Origin of the sequence: Vibrio sp. T13N (assembly GCF_032970445.1) — a bacterium.
In the GTDB taxonomy this organism is placed as follows: Bacteria; Pseudomonadota; Gammaproteobacteria; order Enterobacterales; family Vibrionaceae; genus Vibrio; species Vibrio diabolicus.
The window spans coordinates 35,198-51,834 of sequence record NZ_JAWJYE010000019.1; the positions used below are offsets into that span (position 1 = coordinate 35,198).

General features: G+C 45.5%; 13 protein-coding genes and 1 pseudogene. 4 read left to right on the top strand and 10 right to left on the bottom strand.

The window, feature by feature from the left end; all coding sequences use genetic code 11:
• Positions 1-170: 170 nt before the first annotated feature.
• The 3 genes from R2S67_RS20980 to argC form a co-directional block, all read right to left on the bottom strand.
• Entirely contained in the window at positions 171-1,385 is a 1,215-nt protein-coding gene (locus R2S67_RS20980) for an argininosuccinate synthase (protein ID WP_065645889.1), read from the bottom strand.
• 84 nt (positions 1,386-1,469) lie between these two features.
• Positions 1,470-2,261 carry an acetylglutamate kinase gene (argB, locus tag R2S67_RS20985; RefSeq protein ID WP_317346943.1) on the bottom strand — a complete coding sequence of 264 codons (792 nt, stop codon included), beginning with the start codon at positions 2,259-2,261 and terminating at the stop codon, positions 1,470-1,472.
• 21 nt (positions 2,262-2,282) lie between these two features.
• Positions 2,283-3,287: an N-acetyl-gamma-glutamyl-phosphate reductase gene (gene argC, locus R2S67_RS20990; protein ID WP_301572630.1), complete on the bottom strand. Its 1,005-nt coding sequence runs from the start codon at positions 3,285-3,287 to the stop codon at positions 2,283-2,285.
• 144 nt (positions 3,288-3,431) lie between these two features.
• Between argC and argE the strand changes: the two genes are divergently transcribed.
• The 3 genes from argE to R2S67_RS21005 all read left to right on the top strand — a co-directional run bounded on the left by argE (position 3,432) and on the right by R2S67_RS21005 (position 8,439).
• A complete protein-coding gene (argE, locus tag R2S67_RS20995; RefSeq protein WP_317346945.1) occupies positions 3,432-4,568 on the top strand; it encodes an acetylornithine deacetylase in 1,137 nt (378 codons plus the stop codon).
• 272 nt (positions 4,569-4,840) lie between these two features.
• Positions 4,841-7,474, top strand: coding sequence for a phosphoenolpyruvate carboxylase (gene ppc, locus R2S67_RS21000; protein ID WP_012841346.1), 2,634 nt, complete (start codon positions 4,841-4,843; stop codon positions 7,472-7,474).
• Positions 7,475-7,899: 425 nt separating this feature from the next.
• On the top strand, positions 7,900-8,439 hold the full coding sequence (locus R2S67_RS21005; protein WP_005395734.1) for a PadR family transcriptional regulator: 540 nt from the start codon (positions 7,900-7,902) through the stop codon (positions 8,437-8,439).
• Positions 8,440-8,509: 70 nt separating this feature from the next.
• Here R2S67_RS21005 and metF read toward each other — a convergent pair whose 3' ends face one another.
• The 3 genes from metF to R2S67_RS21020 all read right to left on the bottom strand — a co-directional run bounded on the left by metF (position 8,510) and on the right by R2S67_RS21020 (position 13,258).
• Positions 8,510-9,412, bottom strand: a complete 903-nt coding sequence (gene metF, locus R2S67_RS21010) for a methylenetetrahydrofolate reductase (RefSeq protein ID WP_046874624.1) — start codon at positions 9,410-9,412, stop codon at positions 8,510-8,512.
• A 261-nt stretch (positions 9,413-9,673) separates the two neighbouring features.
• Positions 9,674-12,082: a bifunctional aspartate kinase/homoserine dehydrogenase II gene (locus R2S67_RS21015; RefSeq protein WP_104971011.1), complete on the bottom strand. Its 2,409-nt coding sequence runs from the start codon at positions 12,080-12,082 to the stop codon at positions 9,674-9,676.
• Between the two features lie 12 nt (positions 12,083-12,094).
• A complete protein-coding gene (locus R2S67_RS21020; RefSeq protein WP_114324092.1) occupies positions 12,095-13,258 on the bottom strand; it encodes an O-succinylhomoserine (thiol)-lyase in 1,164 nt (387 codons plus the stop codon).
• A 225-nt stretch (positions 13,259-13,483) separates the two neighbouring features.
• Between R2S67_RS21020 and metJ the strand changes: the two genes are divergently transcribed.
• Positions 13,484-13,804, top strand: coding sequence for a met regulon transcriptional regulator MetJ (metJ, locus tag R2S67_RS21025; protein ID WP_005381353.1), 321 nt, complete (start codon positions 13,484-13,486; stop codon positions 13,802-13,804).
• 113 nt (positions 13,805-13,917) lie between these two features.
• Here metJ and R2S67_RS21030 read toward each other — a convergent pair whose 3' ends face one another.
• The 4 genes and pseudogenes from R2S67_RS21030 to tuf all read right to left on the bottom strand — a co-directional run.
• Entirely contained in the window at positions 13,918-15,195 is a 1,278-nt protein-coding gene (locus tag R2S67_RS21030) for a malic enzyme-like NAD(P)-binding protein (RefSeq protein WP_006742766.1), read from the bottom strand.
• A 203-nt stretch (positions 15,196-15,398) separates the two neighbouring features.
• Complete coding sequence (gene bfr, locus R2S67_RS21035; RefSeq protein ID WP_005395745.1) at positions 15,399-15,875, bottom strand: bacterioferritin; 477 nt, start codon at positions 15,873-15,875, stop codon at positions 15,399-15,401.
• 101 nt (positions 15,876-15,976) lie between these two features.
• On the bottom strand, positions 15,977-16,165 hold the full coding sequence (locus R2S67_RS21040; protein ID WP_031780493.1) for a (2Fe-2S)-binding protein: 189 nt from the start codon (positions 16,163-16,165) through the stop codon (positions 15,977-15,979).
• Between the two features lie 331 nt (positions 16,166-16,496).
• A pseudogene (gene tuf / locus R2S67_RS21045) lies at positions 16,497-16,637 on the bottom strand (elongation factor Tu); the annotation flags it as partial.

Consider the following 16,637-nt stretch of genomic DNA (forward strand, 5'->3'; position numbering starts at 1 on the left):
TTATGGGTCAACGTTACGGCAATTTCGACAAAAAATAAAGTATAAATTCAATATTTTTACATATATATTCAAATGGAGTGAATTTGCATCTTTGTGCTCATAGACATAAGCCAACAAAAAAGACCTGCTATCCAATAGCAGGTCTTTACTCAATCCGAGATGTGGAGAGATTATTTCTTCTGGCTGTTCAATGCACGGATACGGCTTGATAGCGAGTAAAGACGGATGAAACCACCCGCATGGCTTTGGTCGTAAACCTCATCTTCACCAAAAGTCGCGAACTCTTCTGAGTACAAGCTGTTGTCAGAACGTTTTTGCGTTACCGTGGCTTGGCCTTTGTAGAGCTTAACAACCACTTCGCCATTCACGTCTTGCGCTAGCTCTTCTGAAGCGGCAAGGATCGACTTACATAGTGGCGTAAACCAACGGCCATCGTACACAAGGTGAGACGCTTTTAGACCCAGCTCTTCACGGAATTCGAATGATGATTTGTCTAGCACGAGCTGTTCAACGGCACGCAGCGCTTCCATCATGATGGTGCCTCCCGGTGTTTCGTAGCAGCCACGAGATTTCATTCCTACTAGACGGTTTTCAACGATATCGATACGACCAACACCGTGCTTCGCACCTTTTTCGTTTAGATAAACCAACGCGTTGTATGGTGTCATCGCTTCGCCATCAACTTCGACCACCTCACCTTTTTCTACTTTCAGCGTGACGTATTCCGCTTCGTTTGGTGCTTGCTCTGGGTCTACAGTCCATACCCAGCAATCTTCGTTTGGTGCGTTCCACGTATCTTCTAGGACGCCACCTTCAGTGGAAATATGCCATGCATTTGCATCACGTGAGTAGATCTTAGTAAGAGACGCTGAACAAGGAATGTTACGCTCAGCTAGGTAATCTAAACATTCTTCACGGCTCACTAGGTCCCATTCACGCCAAGGGGCAATCACTTGTAGATCTGGTGCTAGTGCTGCGAATGCGCCTTCGAAACGAACTTGGTCATTACCTTTACCTGTACAGCCGTGACACAATGCGTCCGCGCCCACTTTACGTGCGACTTCAACCTGTGCTTTAGCAATAATTGGACGCGCCATTGATGTACCCAGCAGGTACTTACCTTCGTAGTACGCGCCGGTTTTTAGCGTTGGGTAAATGTAATCCGCCACCATCTCTTCTTTCAGATCAGCGATGTAACACTCAGAAGCACCTGAAGCTTTTGCTTTCTCTTCAATACCTTCTAGCTCTTCTGCGCCTTGACCAACATCGGCAACGAAAGCAACGACTTCACAATCGTAGTTCTCTTTTAGCCACGGGATAATTACTGAGGTATCTAGACCGCCTGAGTATGCGACTACCACTTTATTTACGTTCACTTTGCTCATCTTTCTTCTCCAAACTTAACTGGCGCTGCGCTCGGCGGTCAGTGCCAACTACTACTTCCTAATATTGAATTCTTTTGCTGATGCTTATTGAGGCAAAAATTGCGTTCCAATACTTTCACCAGCGAATAGCTGTACTAATTTTTCTGGGTAACGCCAGGTCGCGACTTCGATAGGGCGACCAAGATCATTGGCCGCCTCCAAAGCAGCTTTCACTTTGACGATCATGCCGTCTGTGATCACATGTCCATCGATCAACATGTTCGCTTGTTGTTCCGACAGGGTTTTGATCAAATGGCCTTTTCCATCTAGTACACCACTCACGTCTGATAACAGGACCAACTCCGCATCTAATGCGCCCGCAACCGCGACTGCTGCTTGATCAGCATTCACATTCATCATCTGGCCATCTTTGGTTAAACCAATTGAACTGATGATCGGCAGTGCACCTGTGTTTAGCACCGCTTGTAATAGTGCTGAGTCACCCGGTGATGCTTTGCCTACCGCGCCGAGTTCTGGGTCAAGTTCTTCAACAAGACACAAACCACCATCCGCAAGGCTAAGACCCACAGCGTTAAGACCGTCCGCAATCGCTTGACCTTGAAGTAACTTATTCGCAGTGCCTGCAAGCGCGCCTGCAATCACAGGAATTTGATCGTAAGGCGTTACGCGTAAACCGTTTTTCTTTACGGTTTCAAGCTGAAGCTTTGCCATCAACTCATCAACTAGGTAGCCACCGCCATGAACGATGGCGATTTGTCGCTGTGCCGATTTTTGGTAAGCCGCAATGGCACCAAACAGTTGGCTTAAGGTTTGAGTGCATGATAGAGCTGCACCACCTAGCTTAATGACTAAAGGAGCTTGATTGGTTTGCGTCATCGCATTTCCCTCTTTCAACGACTACAGCAACGCTGTCAGTTCTGGGTAACCGTAATGAATATTGAGACATTGCATCGCTTGACTCGATGCACCTTTAAGTAGATTGTCGATAGCCGAAATCACAATGATGTGTTCGCCTTGTACCTTCCAGCCGATATCACAGAAAGGGGTATTTTCGACATCCTGAATACGTGGAATACCGTCGCCTTTAAGACGCACCGCAGGCTTGCCTTGATAAGCTTGTTCAAACGCCTGTGCCACTTGTGCTTCTGTCACACCTTGCGCAAGCTTCATGGTGATAGTGGCAAGAATGCCGCGTTTAAAGTTGCCGAGGTGCGGAGTAAAAACCACATCGCAACCCAAGTGCTGAGCAATCTCTGGCTGGTGACGATGGTTAAAGACACCATAAGGTTGCAAGCTCACTTCACAAAAGCTGTTAACCATGGAGGCTTTACGCCCTGCACCTGATACACCGCTGGTTGCGTTAATCACTGGCCATTGGTTGTTATCCAGTAATGCGTGTTCTAATAAAGGTTTGATTGCAAGCTGTGAAGCGGTTGGGTAGCAACCTGCTACTGCAATCAAAGGAGTGGTTTTTATTGATTCTTGGTTCCACTCTGCTAAGCCGTATGCTGCTTTATCTAGCCAGTTGTTATGTTGATGCGCGAAGCCATAAAAAGTGTCGTAAAAGCCTTCACTTTTCACACGGAATGCACCCGATAAATCGAATACCTGACAGCCTGCCTCCAAGAAAGTTGGGGCTAAATCATGGCTGACTTCGTGAGCCGTTGCCAAAAACACCACGTCCGATTCTTGAGCGATTTGCAGTGGATCCGTTAGTGGTAAAACTGGCATATCAATGATGCCCGCTAGCTTACCGTGTAGCTGCGCTATGCTCTTTCCCGCATCAACACTGTTGGCGGAAACGTATAAACCTGATAGCGTGAGTTGTGGGTGTTTATTAACCATTAACGCTAACTCTGCGCCGGTGTAACCGCTGGCTCCAATAATCGTGGTTTTTAGCATTGTGTGACATCCATATACTTAAAGGCTCAAATGACTAATCATATTTAATTTTTGCTTTATTTTGATTTTTTATTCATTAAATATGATTTAATATGTGTTTTACATTTTTGTGGTCTGTCTGTCAACAGGAGATTTGAAGAATCCATGCAATTATCAACTTTTCTAGAGGTCTATGAAGGACTCATCAGCACCTCTTCTATCAGCTCCACGGATCCGAGCTGGGATCAGGGCAATGCAAAAGTCATCGAAAAACTCGCATCTTGGTTTAAAGATCTGGGTTTTAGCGTTGAAGTGATCGAAGTCGAGCCAGGCAAGCACAATATGATCGCACGTATGGGAGAGGGTGAAGGTGGCCTTTTACTTGCTGGCCATAGTGATACCGTGCCATTCGATCAAGGGCGATGGAATTTTGATCCGCATAAACTGACGGAAAAAGACAACCGCTTCTACGGTTTAGGCACAGCAGACATGAAAGGCTTTTTCGCCTTTATTTATGAAGCAGTGAAGAAAGTCGATTGGAGCAAGCAGACCAAGCCGCTATACGTATTAGCCACTTGTGATGAAGAGACAACCATGTTGGGCGCGCGACATTTCACAGCAAACGCCCCCTTTAAGCCGGATTACTGCATCATTGGTGAGCCTACCAGCCTCGTTCCTATTCGCGGCCACAAAGGTCATGTGGCGAATGCAGTTCGGGTCACGGGTAAGTCAGGCCATTCATCCGATCCTGCCTTAGGCGTTAACGCGATTGAGATCATGCATGAAGTGATGTTTGCCATGATGCAACTGCGCGATAAATTGGTGAAAGAATACCACCATCCGGGTTTTGCCATTCCAAGCCCTACCCTAAACCTTGGACACATTCACGGCGGTGACAGTGCTAACCGTATTTGTGGTTGCTGTGAGCTGCACTATGATGTTCGCCCACTACCAGGGATCAGCCTGGATGGCCTAGAAAATATGCTGCGCGGAGCATTAAAAGAAGTCGAAGCAAAGTGGCCTGGACGCTTGGAGATAATTCCGTTACATGAACCAATTCCGGGTTACGAATGCCAACATGACCACCCATTTATCGGTGGTGTTGAAGAGATCTGCCAAACCAGTTCAGAAACCGTGAACTACTGTACTGAGGCGCCCTTCTTACAACAGCTCTGTCCAACCTTAGTTCTTGGTCCGGGTTCAATTGACCAAGCGCACCAACCGGATGAGTTTCTCTCATTTGATTTTATCGATCCCACAATTGATGTGCTTTCAAAGGCAATGGTCAAGTATTGCTGTTAATACGCGAATAAACTCAAAAGTCAGTGCAGCTCGATTGAGCTGCATCTTTTTATCTTCACAATTTAGCGCTAGCCTTAACACTTCTTTAACTTGTTATTTTGTAATTAATTTTCACTTCTTATTCTACAGCTGCCGTAAATTTGCTCTAAATCAGGAGACAGCGGAATAATTGCAAACTTAGTCTGCTTTATTTGACTATAACTGGTGCTTTTCGCTAGATTGGAGTCTTAACAAGGACAATGGATGTAGTTTTTTTACGAGGCAGGACGACAATGAACGAGAAATACGCCGCACTCAAAAGCAATGTGCGCATGTTAGGCCACTTATTGGGTAACACCATTCGCGATGCCCATGGCGAAGAAATCTTCGAGAAAGTGGAAACCATTCGTAAATTATCCAAATCAGCTCAAGCAGGAAATCAAGCAGACAGGGATAGCTTGATCGAAGAAATCAAACATTTACCTGATGAGCAACTAACGCCCGTTACCCGTGCGTTTAACCAATTTCTAAATCTCACCAATATTGCTGAGCAATACCACACGATTTCACGCCATTGTGAAGAGCACATTTGTGAACCAGACGCGATTAACTCGCTGTTTTCTAAACTGGTACAAAACGATGTGAGCAAACTGGACACTGCGCAAGCGGTTCGTGATCTGAATATTGAATTGGTCTTGACGGCTCACCCAACGGAAATCACGCGTCGCACGATGATCAACAAGTTGGTCAAGATCAACGAGTGCTTATCAAAGTTGGAACTGAGTGATCTTTCTTCTAAAGAGCGCAAGAAAACCGAGCGTCGCTTAGAGCAACTTATCGCACAAAGCTGGCATTCTGACGTGATTCGTCAACAACGCCCTACTCCATTGGATGAAGCGAAATGGGGTTTTGCCGTAGTAGAAAACTCACTGTGGGAAGCAGTGCCAGACTTCTTACGTGAAATGCACGATCGCTTGAAATCTTACTTGGGTGAAGGTTTACCAATTGATGCTCGCCCTGTGCACTTCTCTTCTTGGATGGGGGGTGACCGCGACGGTAACCCGTTCGTCACTCATAGCGTGACGCGTGAAGTATTGCTTCTGTCTCGTTGGAAAGCCGCAGATCTTTATCTCAATGACATCAACGAGTTGATCAGTGAACTGTCTATGACGGTTTCAAACGACCAAGTTCGTGAGCTTGCTGGCGAAGATCAGCACGAACCATATCGTGCGATCCTGAAACAACTTCGCACCCTATTGAACGAAACCAAAGATATTCTCGATGCTAAAATCCATGGTCAAAAACTGGCCGTTAAAGCTCCGTTGCAAAAAGTCGAGCAACTTTGGGAACCTCTGTATGCCTGTTACCAGTCGCTAAATGAATGTGGCATGGGTGTGATCGCAAATGGCTCTCTACTGGATACATTGCGCCGCGTAAAAGCATTTGGTATTCATCTTGTTCGCCTTGATATCCGCCAAGAGAGCACTCGTCATTCAGACGTATTGTCTGAATTAACCCGCTACTTAGGCATTGGTGATTACGAACAATGGAGCGAGCAAGATAAGATTGCTTTCCTAACCAACGAACTCGCATCTAAACGTCCTCTTCTGCCTCGTGATTGGGAACCATCAGAACCTGTCAAAGAGGTTTTGGACACCTGTAAGATTATTGCAGCACAACCGCGTGAAGCATTCGGTGCCTACGTTATTTCTATGGCACGCACTGCATCAGATGTGTTAGCAGTCCACCTACTTCTGCAAGAAGCAGGCTGCCCATATCGTATGGATGTTTGCCCGTTATTCGAGACGCTAGACGACTTGAACAATGCAGAATCGGTCATCAAACAGCTGATGGGTATCGACCTATACCGTGGCTTTATCCAAAACCACCAAATGGTCATGATTGGTTACTCTGACTCAGCGAAAGATGCGGGTGTCATGTCTGCAGGCTGGGCTCAGTACCATGCGATGGAATCGTTAGTAAAAGTGGCGGAAGAAGAAGGTGTTGAACTAACTCTATTCCACGGTCGTGGCGGCACCGTTGGTCGTGGCGGCGCACCTGCACACGCTGCACTTCTGTCTCAACCACCAAAAAGCTTGAAAGGTGGTTTGCGCGTAACAGAACAGGGCGAGATGATCCGCTTTAAACTGGGCCTTCCAGATGTCGCCGTAAACAGTTTTAACCTTTACGCGAGCGCGATTCTAGAAGCCAACCTATTGCCACCACCAGAGCCAAAACAAGAATGGCGCGACTTAATGGAAGTGCTATCAGAAGTTAGCTGCGAGTCTTATCGCAACGTAGTTCGCGGCGAGCCTGACTTTGTGCCTTACTTCCGTCAAGCGACACCAGAGCTCGAGCTCGGTAAGTTGCCACTTGGCTCTCGTCCTGCAAAACGTAATCCGAAGGGCGGAGTAGAAAGCTTACGTGCAATCCCGTGGATCTTCTCATGGAGCCAAAACCGTTTGGTACTTCCTGCATGGCTAGGTGCGGGTGAAGCGATTCAATACTCGATCGATAAAGGTCACCAAGCGCTGCTCGAAGAGATGTGTCGTGAATGGCCGTTCTTCTCGACTCGCCTTGGCATGTTAGAAATGGTGTACTCGAAGTGTAATATCGATATTTCTCGCTATTACGATGAGCGATTGGTGGATGAATCACTCCGTCCACTCGGTGAAAAGCTTCGCGCTCAGCTTCAAGAAGATATCAAAGCAGTACTGAATGTAGAGAACAACGAAAACTTGATGCAGCATGACCCTTGGGGACTCGAATCGATTCGCTTGCGCAACATCTACGTTGAGCCATTGAACATGCTACAAGCCGAGTTGCTATACCGTACACGCCAAACCGAAGAAGCATCTGCAAACCTAGAAGAAGCGCTAATGGTGACAATTGCTGGTATTGCAGCTGGCATGCGCAACACAGGCTAATCGCTTCATTTGTAATAAAAAAGCTGAGCAAGTGCTCAGCTTTTTTTTGGCGCTGGATAATTGCGCAACCAAAAGGCAGTTTAATAAACTATAAAAAACCCAAAAATTACCACACAAAAAGAATAAAAAACCACAAGTTAACACTATTGATTATTATGTTAGTTTTTTAGGGTAATTTTGTCCTACTATTCCACTTCATGCTTATTATTTATATACTACTTGCCTGCTGAGAGCTCATAAATCCAATCATACCTGCTCCAGCCATGATGGGACTCCCCATCTCTCTAGGTGATAAACGGCTTTAAGGTGACAGGACCAACATTGTTGGTGCTACTTATACATTAAAAAACTCAAGTGCCAGAAAGAGCACAGCTGAAAGTATAAGTAGCTTGTTTACAAGTTTATTGACCATTTGGATTGAAGACATGTCATTACCACACGTAATCTTAACTGTTCTTAGCACTCGCGACGCAACCGGTTACGATATCACTAAAGAATTCTCTGCTAGCATCGGTTACTTCTGGAAAGCAAGCCACCAACAAGTGTACCGTGAACTCAATAAAATGGCCGAGAAAGAGCTGGTTACTTGCGTATTAGAACCCCAAGAAGGCAAACCAGACCGTAAGGTTTACTCCATCACAGATGCTGGTCGCAGCGCTTTAGGAGAATGGTTTGATCAACCAACTGCACACCCGACTGTTCGTGATGAATTTTCAGCGAAATTGATGGCATGTGCCGTTCAACCATCAACACCTTTCCGTGATCAACTCGCCGAACTGGTTGAAGAGTCTCGCAAACTGGTTTCTCACTACAAAGAAATTGAAGCGGCTTACTACGCAACGCCGTCAACTTTAGACAAACAAGCTCGCCTAGAGCGTTTAACGCTTCGTCGTAACCTACTGTTACGTGAAACGTGGATCACGTGGGCTGAAGAAGTCCTAACAGAACTTGAAGTGATTGGTTAATTTCCTTTTACTTTGATACAACGAAAAAGGCTTGCCACTCGGCAAGCCTTTTGTCTTTTTGAAACCCGATTTATGCACCTACTGCAGCGCGAGGACGAACGCCTAGCGTATGACATAAAGCGTAAGTCATCTCTGCACGGTTTAGGGTGTAGAAGTGGAAATCCTTAACGCCTTCACGACTAAGTACGCGCACCATATCAATAGCTTGGCTTGCTCCCACAAGCTGACGAGTCACCGGATCATCATCCAAGCCTTCGAACTGTTTACTCATCCAGCCTGGTACTTTCACATTGTTCTGCGCAGCAAAGCGAGAGGCTTGCTTAAAGTTCGACACTGGCAAAATACCAGGGACAATTTCCACATCAATTCCTGCCGCCACACAGCGATCGCGGAAACGAAGGTAAGACTCGACGTCAAAAAAGAACTGAGTAATTGCACGGTTTGCGCCTGCATCAACCTTACGTTTTAGGTTCAATAAGTCAGACTGCGCACTTTTAGCTTCAGGGTGAACCTCAGGAAACGCGGCTACTGAGATATCAAAATCGTGACGTGATTTCAGCAGCTCAACCAGATCCGAGGCATACATGTCAGGCGCACCGCCACCAGGAGGAATATCACCACGCAGAGCAACGATATTTTCAATACCATTATTCCAGTAATCATCGGCAATATTAATTAACTCTTCGCGAGTCGCATCAATACAAGTGAGGTGAGGAGCAGCAACCAATCCGGTTGTTGCTTTGATTTCTTTAATGATGGAGTGCGTTCTGTCACGCTCGCCAGAGTTCGCGCCGTAAGTAACAGAAACAAATTTAGGTTGGAGCGTTTTAAGACGGTGCACTGAATTCCAGAGTGTCTCTTCCATCTTCGCGCTGCTTGGTGGAAAAAACTCAAATGATACATTGATGTTGTCTGACAACTCAGCAATATTCTGGTTCAAGGCGTCAATATGGCCTGCGTGCGTGTATCCCATCTTACTCTCCCTGTGGCACTCCGCCACGAAAACAAATTCCTTAAATCGACGTTTAGACGTCTATATGTCTACAGAATGTATTGAATACGATTTAATGTCAACCTTGTAATTATGAATTTTTCTCAAGTTAATAATGAGGATAGTTCAAGTTATTACTTGAACGTTATTTCACCACTTATCACAAGCCGATACTTCAGTATGGCACTGAAGGCAAAATAAAAAACCCTGGTCGGGTTCCAGGGTTTTAGGTATCTCGCAACTTTAGAATAAACCGGCTAATCGGTTGAGGTCGGATTGAATCGCGCCGGCTGTCACTTCTCTTCCTGCGCCAGGCCCTCGAATAACGAGTGGATTATCTTTGTACCACTTACTTTCAATGGCAAAAATGTTGTCGCACGGCAGTAGGTTGGCGAGCGCATGTTCACGAGATAACGCTTCTACTCCCACCGTCGCTTTACCATTTTTTTCTAAACGAGCAACGTAGCGAAGCACTTGGTCGTTTCTCTGTGCTTTTGTCAGGCGCTCTTGCAGTATTTCACTCAACAGCCCTCCGTTATCGAAGAAGTCATCGATGCTAAGTTTTCTTAATTCTTCTGGTACCAGAGATTCAACCTTAACGCTGCCCGGCTCAATATCGAGACCAGACTCTCGAGCTAAGATAACCAGCTTACGCATCACATCTGAACCATCTAAATCAGAACGAGGATCAGGCTCTGTTAAACCTTGCTGCCAAGCGAGGTCGACTAAATCATTAAATGGTACTGAGCCGTCAAATTGTTGGAATAACCATGATAACGTCCCTGAGAAAATACCCGATAGAGCAACGATCTCATCCCCACTTTCACGTAGATCTCGCACGGTATGGTTTATTGGTAACCCTGCACCAACCGTCGCGTTGTACAGCCAATAACGACCAATTTTAGCGAATGCATCTTGAACCTGATGGTAATACTGGCTATCTGCCGAACCCGCCACTTTGTTAGCGGAAATCAAATGAATGCCCTGCTGCGCAATTTCTACATAGCGCTGAGCTAAGTCTTTACTCGCTGTCACATCAAGCACTACGGCTTCATCGTAATTTTTTAGCGCTCCTAATTGAGTCAACCAAGACCCATCGTTTGCTAGGCTTTCATCATCAAATCGTTCAGCAACACTTGCTGCATCAATACCTTGCTCATCGAACCAGTAGGTTTGACTATCCACGACCGCGACAAGGTCAAAGCTCATGCCATGACGTTTTTCGAGCTCACCTTTTTGAGTTGCAAATAAATTTAACCAACTAGAACCAATGTTGCCCTTGCCACATAAAGCCACCGCCACGCGCTTTTGCGCTTGGAACAACTGGCTATGAATCGTTTGAACCAACACTTCGGTATCAGTACGACGCAAAACGGCGACTAAACTCAGCCCTGACTCAGTTTCAGAAATAAATTCAACCGGAGAGTGTTTTAACTTCTGATAAAAACCAAAACAATGGTTGGCGTTTTTCGTAACGCCAGCGCCTACCGCCGCTAAGAGCGAGTAGCCTTCTTTGAGCTTAATCTCCGCTTCAACCGCAAGCTCTTGTAAGTGTTTCAGTGCGCCACCGGCAATTTCTGCGGTATACGCCAAGCGCAACGTGTGTTGATCGGGCTGTGCCTCAAATGCCAATGGCTCCAATTGCGCTCGCTGCAACGCTTGTAATACATCATTCTGTGTTTTTTCGAAATCGTGCCCATGCATGAAAGATAGCTGCACCAATAAAACATCATCCAGCGAGGTAATAATTTTAGCGCCACGGCCAGACGCCAAGACACGCTCAATACGAGTAGAGCCCGATTCCGGCAGATAGCTACACTTGAGGTTGAGATCCATAGTACTTTGCGCCACAGGCTGAAGTGTACGACTGTGTAGGACTGGGGCAGCTAAACGGGCGAGTTCGCTGGCTTCATCCAATCGAAGTAACGGTAACAGACACGCGTCTGCCACCAAACGCGGATCGGCACTATAGACACCGGCAACGTCACTCCAAATGGTGACCGTGCTCACTTCAGCCAGAGCACCAATGACAGTTGCAGAATAGTCAGAGCCATTACGACCAAGTAAAATGGTTTCGCCCGCCTCGTTCTGAGCCATAAAGCCAGTAATTACCACACGTTTATGATTGTGTTGCGCGAGAACTTCTTTTATCAAAGGATATGAACGAGCCCGATCAACTTCAGGTTGAGTCCCGGCTTCCGCACGTAAAAACGCTCGTGCATCTTGTGCGACAGCGGGGATAGAACGTTGAGATAATAACGCGGCCAATAGGCGAGCAGACCAAACTTCTCCGTGTCCTAGTACCGCGGCTTTTTGCGCGCCAGTGAGTGGTGCTGTCAGCTCAGATAAGGTACTGAACTCATCATGCAGTAACGCTAATAGCTCTTCTTGTACTTCATTTTCCAACAAGTTTTCTATTAGCTCAGTTTGGAACTGTCTTAGGCTTTGAAGTGCTTCATGCGCGATTCGGCCATCTTTGTCTAACCCTTCCAGGAACTCAATCAAGCGGTTAGTGGTTTTTCCTGCCGCCGAAACGACCACAAGATCATTTTCCGTCGAATACTCCTTAAGAATATCCACAACGCGTAAATAGCATTCTGGGTTTGCTAAGCTACTGCCACCAAACTTATGCAGCTGACGTTGTACAGTCATTATTCTCGTCTCCTATTGTTGGGCAGCTTTAGCGAATGCTTGCTCTAAATCCGTGATGAGATCTTGTGCATCTTCCAAGCCGACAGACAAACGCAATAGTTGATGTGACACCCCCGCTTCTGCCAGTGCTTCCTCTCCCATAGCTCGATGCGTCATGGATGCCGGATGACAAATCAAGCTTTCTACACCACCTAATGACTCGGCCAATGAAAACAGTTGGAGCTCTTTAACGAACACTTTTAACTGCTCAAACGAACCGGCAAACTCGAAGCTCAGCATAGAGCCAAAACCAGTTTGCTGCTTTTTAGCAATGTCATGACCCGGGTGCTCCGGCAGGCTTGGATGATAAATGGTTTTAACTAACGCTTGCTTCTGGAGATAAGCCAGTACCTGCTGTGAACTCTCTTCATGCACTCGCATGCGAGCACCAAGTGTACGAATGCCTCGCAACGTCATATAACTATCGAAAGGTGTGCCAGTCGCACCAATGCAATTGCCCCACCATGCAAGCTCTTCTGCATGCGCTTCTGTTTTGGTGATGATCACGCCACCAATCACGTCTGAATGACCGTTGATGTACTTCGTTGTAGAGTGGATAACAAAATCCGCACCTAGCTCTAAAGGTTTTTGGTACACGGGTGTCAAAAAGGTATTGTCCACCGCAACTAACGCGCCGACTTGTTTCGCTTTTTCACAGGTAGCTGCAATATCCACTACGCGAACCAGAGGGTTTGAAGGAGTTTCTAGCAAAATGAGTTTTGGTTTTTGTGCTAATGCTGCATCCAAAGCTTGCTCGTCTGATTGATCGACAAACTGAACCTTAAAATCGCCTTTGTTGGCTCGGGTATTAAAAAGACGATAGGTGCCGCCATAACAATCGTGAGGAGCAATAATGAGATCATCAGGGCCAAGAAAAGCGGACACCCATAAATTTAATGCCGACGTACCGCAGTTCGTGACAACCGCTCCTTTTCCAGACTCGAGTTCAGATAACGCACTTTCCAACAGTCCGCGATTTGGATTTCCAGATCGCGTGTAATCATACTTAGGTACTTCACCAAAAGCAGGAAAACCATAGTTAGTGGAAAGATAAATAGGTGGAACGACAGCGTGATATTGGCTGTCTGATTCAATACCAGTGCGTACTGCAATGGTCGCAGGTTTGCGAGAGCTCATGGGTGTATCCTTTCACGGGTAATGACTTCTAAATAGGAATGCGCTATATCTAATGAGTGAAATAAAGTGATCAACACGCTTCCTTTGCTGTTCTGTTCACTTTACTCGTCAAAAAATGAGACGTCAACACTTCTAGACGTCTATATGTCTTTGCTTATGGCGGTAAATGCAGCTAAAATCAGCACCTAAATTATTTTTAACCGATTACATAAATGAAGGTGTGCAATGGCTGACTGGAATGGCGAATACATTAGCCCATATGCAGAGCACGGCAAAAAAAGCGAACAAGTAAAAAAAATTACCGTCTCTATCCCGCTAAAAGTTTTAAAAGTGCTAACTGATGAGCGTACTCGCCGTCAGATCAATAACTTACGCCATGCAACCAATAGTGAATTACTATGCGAAGCATTTTTGCACGCGTACACAGGTCAGCCACTTCCAACAGATGAAGACCTTCGTAAAGACCGTCCAGATGATATTCCAACAGAAGTAAAAGCACTGATGACGGAAATGGGCATCGAATTTGAGTCGTTTGACGAAGAGTAAAAAAGCGAGGCTGGAGGCTTCAGATAGCAATTCTTATCTCGAGCCAAAAGAATGATATAAAAAATGGGACGCGATTGCGTCCCATTTTTTGTACATCACATCTAATAGATATATTACTCTGCCATGTAGTTTTCAGGCATCTCGATACGAGCAACACCTGAATCAACTGCCGCCTGAGCCACAGCTTTTGCAACACGTGGTAGTAAACGTGAGTCCATTGGTTTTGGGATGATGTAGTCTGCACCAAACTCAAGCTTATCGACGCCTGCGGCCTTCAATACAGTTTCAGGTACAGGCTCTTTTGCTAGCTCACGAATCGCCTCAACGGCTGCAAGTTTCATTTCATCATTGATTTCACTTGCGCGCACATCAAGAGCACCACGGAAGATGAATGGGAAACACAATACGTTGTTTACTTGGTTCGGGTAATCACTACGGCCAGTCCCCATGATCAAATCATCACGAACAGCGTGGGCAAGTTCCGGCTTAATTTCAGGATCTGGATTCGAACATGCAAATACGATTGGCTTATCTGCCATCAGCTTCAACGCTTCCGCTGGCAATAGGTTTGGACCAGATACACCTAGGAACAGATCCGCGCCTTCAATCACGTCTTCTAATGTGCGTTTGTCCGTGTTGTTTGCGAATAGCTGCTTGTATTCATTAAGATCATCACGACGAGTGTGGATCACACCTTTACGATCCAGCATGTAAATTTTTTCGCGCATTGCACCACATTTAATCAGCAGCTCCATACACGCAACGGCTGCAGCGCCAGCGCCAAGACAAACGATCGTTGAGTCTTCAAGCTTCTTACCTTGAAGTTCGATCGCGTTCAGCATACCTGCCGCCGTTACAATCGCAGTACCGTGCTGATCATCGTGGAATACTGGTACATCACAACGCTCAATTAGACGCTTTTCAATCTCAAAACAATCTGGTGCTTTAATATCTTCAAGGTTGATACCACCAAAGGTGTCTGCAATGCTTGCAACAGTATCAACAAATTCATCGATCGTGCGGTGCTTAACTTCAATATCAATCGAGTCAAGACCTGCAAAACGTTTAAACAATAACGCTTTACCTTCCATCACTGGCTTAGATGCAAGTGGACCTAGGTTACCTAGACCCAGGATAGCGGTACCGTTAGAAATAACAGCAACCATGTTGCCTTTCGCTGTGTACTTGTACACGTTATCAGGGTTTTGTGCGATTTCACGCACTGGTTCTGCAACACCTGGGCTGTAAGCAAGGGCAAGATCACCCGCCGTTTCCGCAGGCTTTGTCAATTCGACAGCAATCTTCCCTGGAGTTGGATAAGCATGGTAATCCAATGCTTTTTGGCGATGTTCTTCTTCTGGAGTGGCTGCTTGGCGATTGTCTTCAGACATGGACGTTTCTCTTTTTTATTTTTAGGTAAGGGGGGATAAATTCTATCGGATAGAAATCAAACTTCATAGGCAAGATTGCGAGCAATATCCTTAAAAAGCCGATAATAAAAGAGATTAGACCAGATAGCGGGGATAAGCACCTGATTTTCGAGTCAGGTGCTCTTTTCTTCTTACAATTGAAGTGCGCAAAATCCTGGACGTTATTACTCTTCGTCTACGTATTGCGCTTGGAGGTAGTTCTCAATGCCAGACATTTCAATCAAGCCAAGTTGCGTCTCTAGCCAATCAACATGCTCTTCTTCATCTTCAAGAATATCTTGAAACAGATCGCGAGACACATAGTCTCGAATGTCTTCAGCATAGGCAATCGCATCTTTTAAATCTGGAATGGCGGCCATTTCAAGCTTTAAGTCACACTCGAGCATTTCTTTAGTGTCTTCACCTATCATCAACTTGCCTAAATCTTGTAGATTCGGTAAGCCCTCAAGAAACAAAATACGCTCAATCAGATGATCGGCATGTTTCATCTCATCGATAGATTCGTGATATTCCTTATCTGCTAGGTGCTTTAACCCCCAGTCCTTATACATTCGAGCATGAAGAAAATACTGATTAATAGCGATGAGCTCATTTCCGAGCACTTTATTGAGATGTTGGATGATGATTGGATCGCCTTTCATGACAAAAACCTCCTCTTTAGCTTCATTTAAATGTAGAAGCAAATGAGAAGGTGTCAAAACGCTAGGCAAATAATTACTTAATTACCGCATGCTCACAGTAATTAGCTAGCTTGTTTGAATACCGTGTAACTGGTTTCCGCTAAAATATCCTTGGCCTGTCTGATGCACTTACCACATTGGCTACCCAATGCTGTGCATTTTTTGATTCCTTTAATATCCGTTACGCCTTCATCTATCGCCAACTTCCTAATTTTCTTGTCGGAGACCCCATGGCAAAGACAAACGTACATACTCAAAAACCTATTAAATTAACCTGTGGCAACCAATATAAACAAGAATAGTTCTTGTTACCAGTCGCATTGATAGGCCTGTTCAGAATATTTTGTTATATAGATTTGGTGACAGTAGGCAAAGATCAGAGGGTTAGGTGTTACGACTAAAGGTGTTGAAAAATAGAGCCGGTAATATTCTGTTTTTAAATTAAAAAATTAACGTATTTCCTACGAACACTTATAACCAAATATAATTTAGATATAAAAAAGGGAAGCCTAAGCTTCCCTTTCTCGATGCGCTTTCTTCATAAAGAAGACGAGTGCAAGATTTCGTTTAATTCGTTATGAATTAGTCGAAGATCTTAGCAACAACACCAGCACCTACTGTACGGCCACCTTCACGGATCGCGAAACGTAGACCTTCGTCCATTGCGATTGGTGCGATTAGCTCAACAGTCATCTGTACGTTGTCACCTGGCATTACCATTTC

Coding starts and splice junctions, on each gene's coding strand:
- R2S67_RS21040 (WP_031780493.1), bottom strand. CDS start 16,165: ATGTACGTTTGTCTTTGCCATGGGGTCTCCGACAAGAAAATTAGGAAG.
- R2S67_RS21030 (WP_006742766.1), bottom strand. CDS start 15,195: ATGTCTGAAGACAATCGCCAAGCAGCCACTCCAGAAGAAGAACATCGC.
- metJ (WP_005381353.1), top strand. CDS start 13,484: ATGGCTGACTGGAATGGCGAATACATTAGCCCATATGCAGAGCACGGC.
- argC (WP_301572630.1), bottom strand. CDS start 3,287: ATGCTAAAAACCACGATTATTGGAGCCAGCGGTTACACCGGCGCAGAG.
- argE (WP_317346945.1), top strand. CDS start 3,432: ATGCAATTATCAACTTTTCTAGAGGTCTATGAAGGACTCATCAGCACC.
- R2S67_RS20980 (WP_065645889.1), bottom strand. CDS start 1,385: ATGAGCAAAGTGAACGTAAATAAAGTGGTAGTCGCATACTCAGGCGGT.
- argB (WP_317346943.1), bottom strand. CDS start 2,261: ATGACGCAAACCAATCAAGCTCCTTTAGTCATTAAGCTAGGTGGTGCA.
- ppc (WP_012841346.1), top strand. CDS start 4,841: ATGAACGAGAAATACGCCGCACTCAAAAGCAATGTGCGCATGTTAGGC.
- metF (WP_046874624.1), bottom strand. CDS start 9,412: ATGGGATACACGCACGCAGGCCATATTGACGCCTTGAACCAGAATATT.
- R2S67_RS21020 (WP_114324092.1), bottom strand. CDS start 13,258: ATGAGCTCTCGCAAACCTGCGACCATTGCAGTACGCACTGGTATTGAA.
- bfr (WP_005395745.1), bottom strand. CDS start 15,875: ATGAAAGGCGATCCAATCATCATCCAACATCTCAATAAAGTGCTCGGA.
- R2S67_RS21005 (WP_005395734.1), top strand. CDS start 7,900: ATGTCATTACCACACGTAATCTTAACTGTTCTTAGCACTCGCGACGCA.
- R2S67_RS21015 (WP_104971011.1), bottom strand. CDS start 12,082: ATGACTGTACAACGTCAGCTGCATAAGTTTGGTGGCAGTAGCTTAGCA.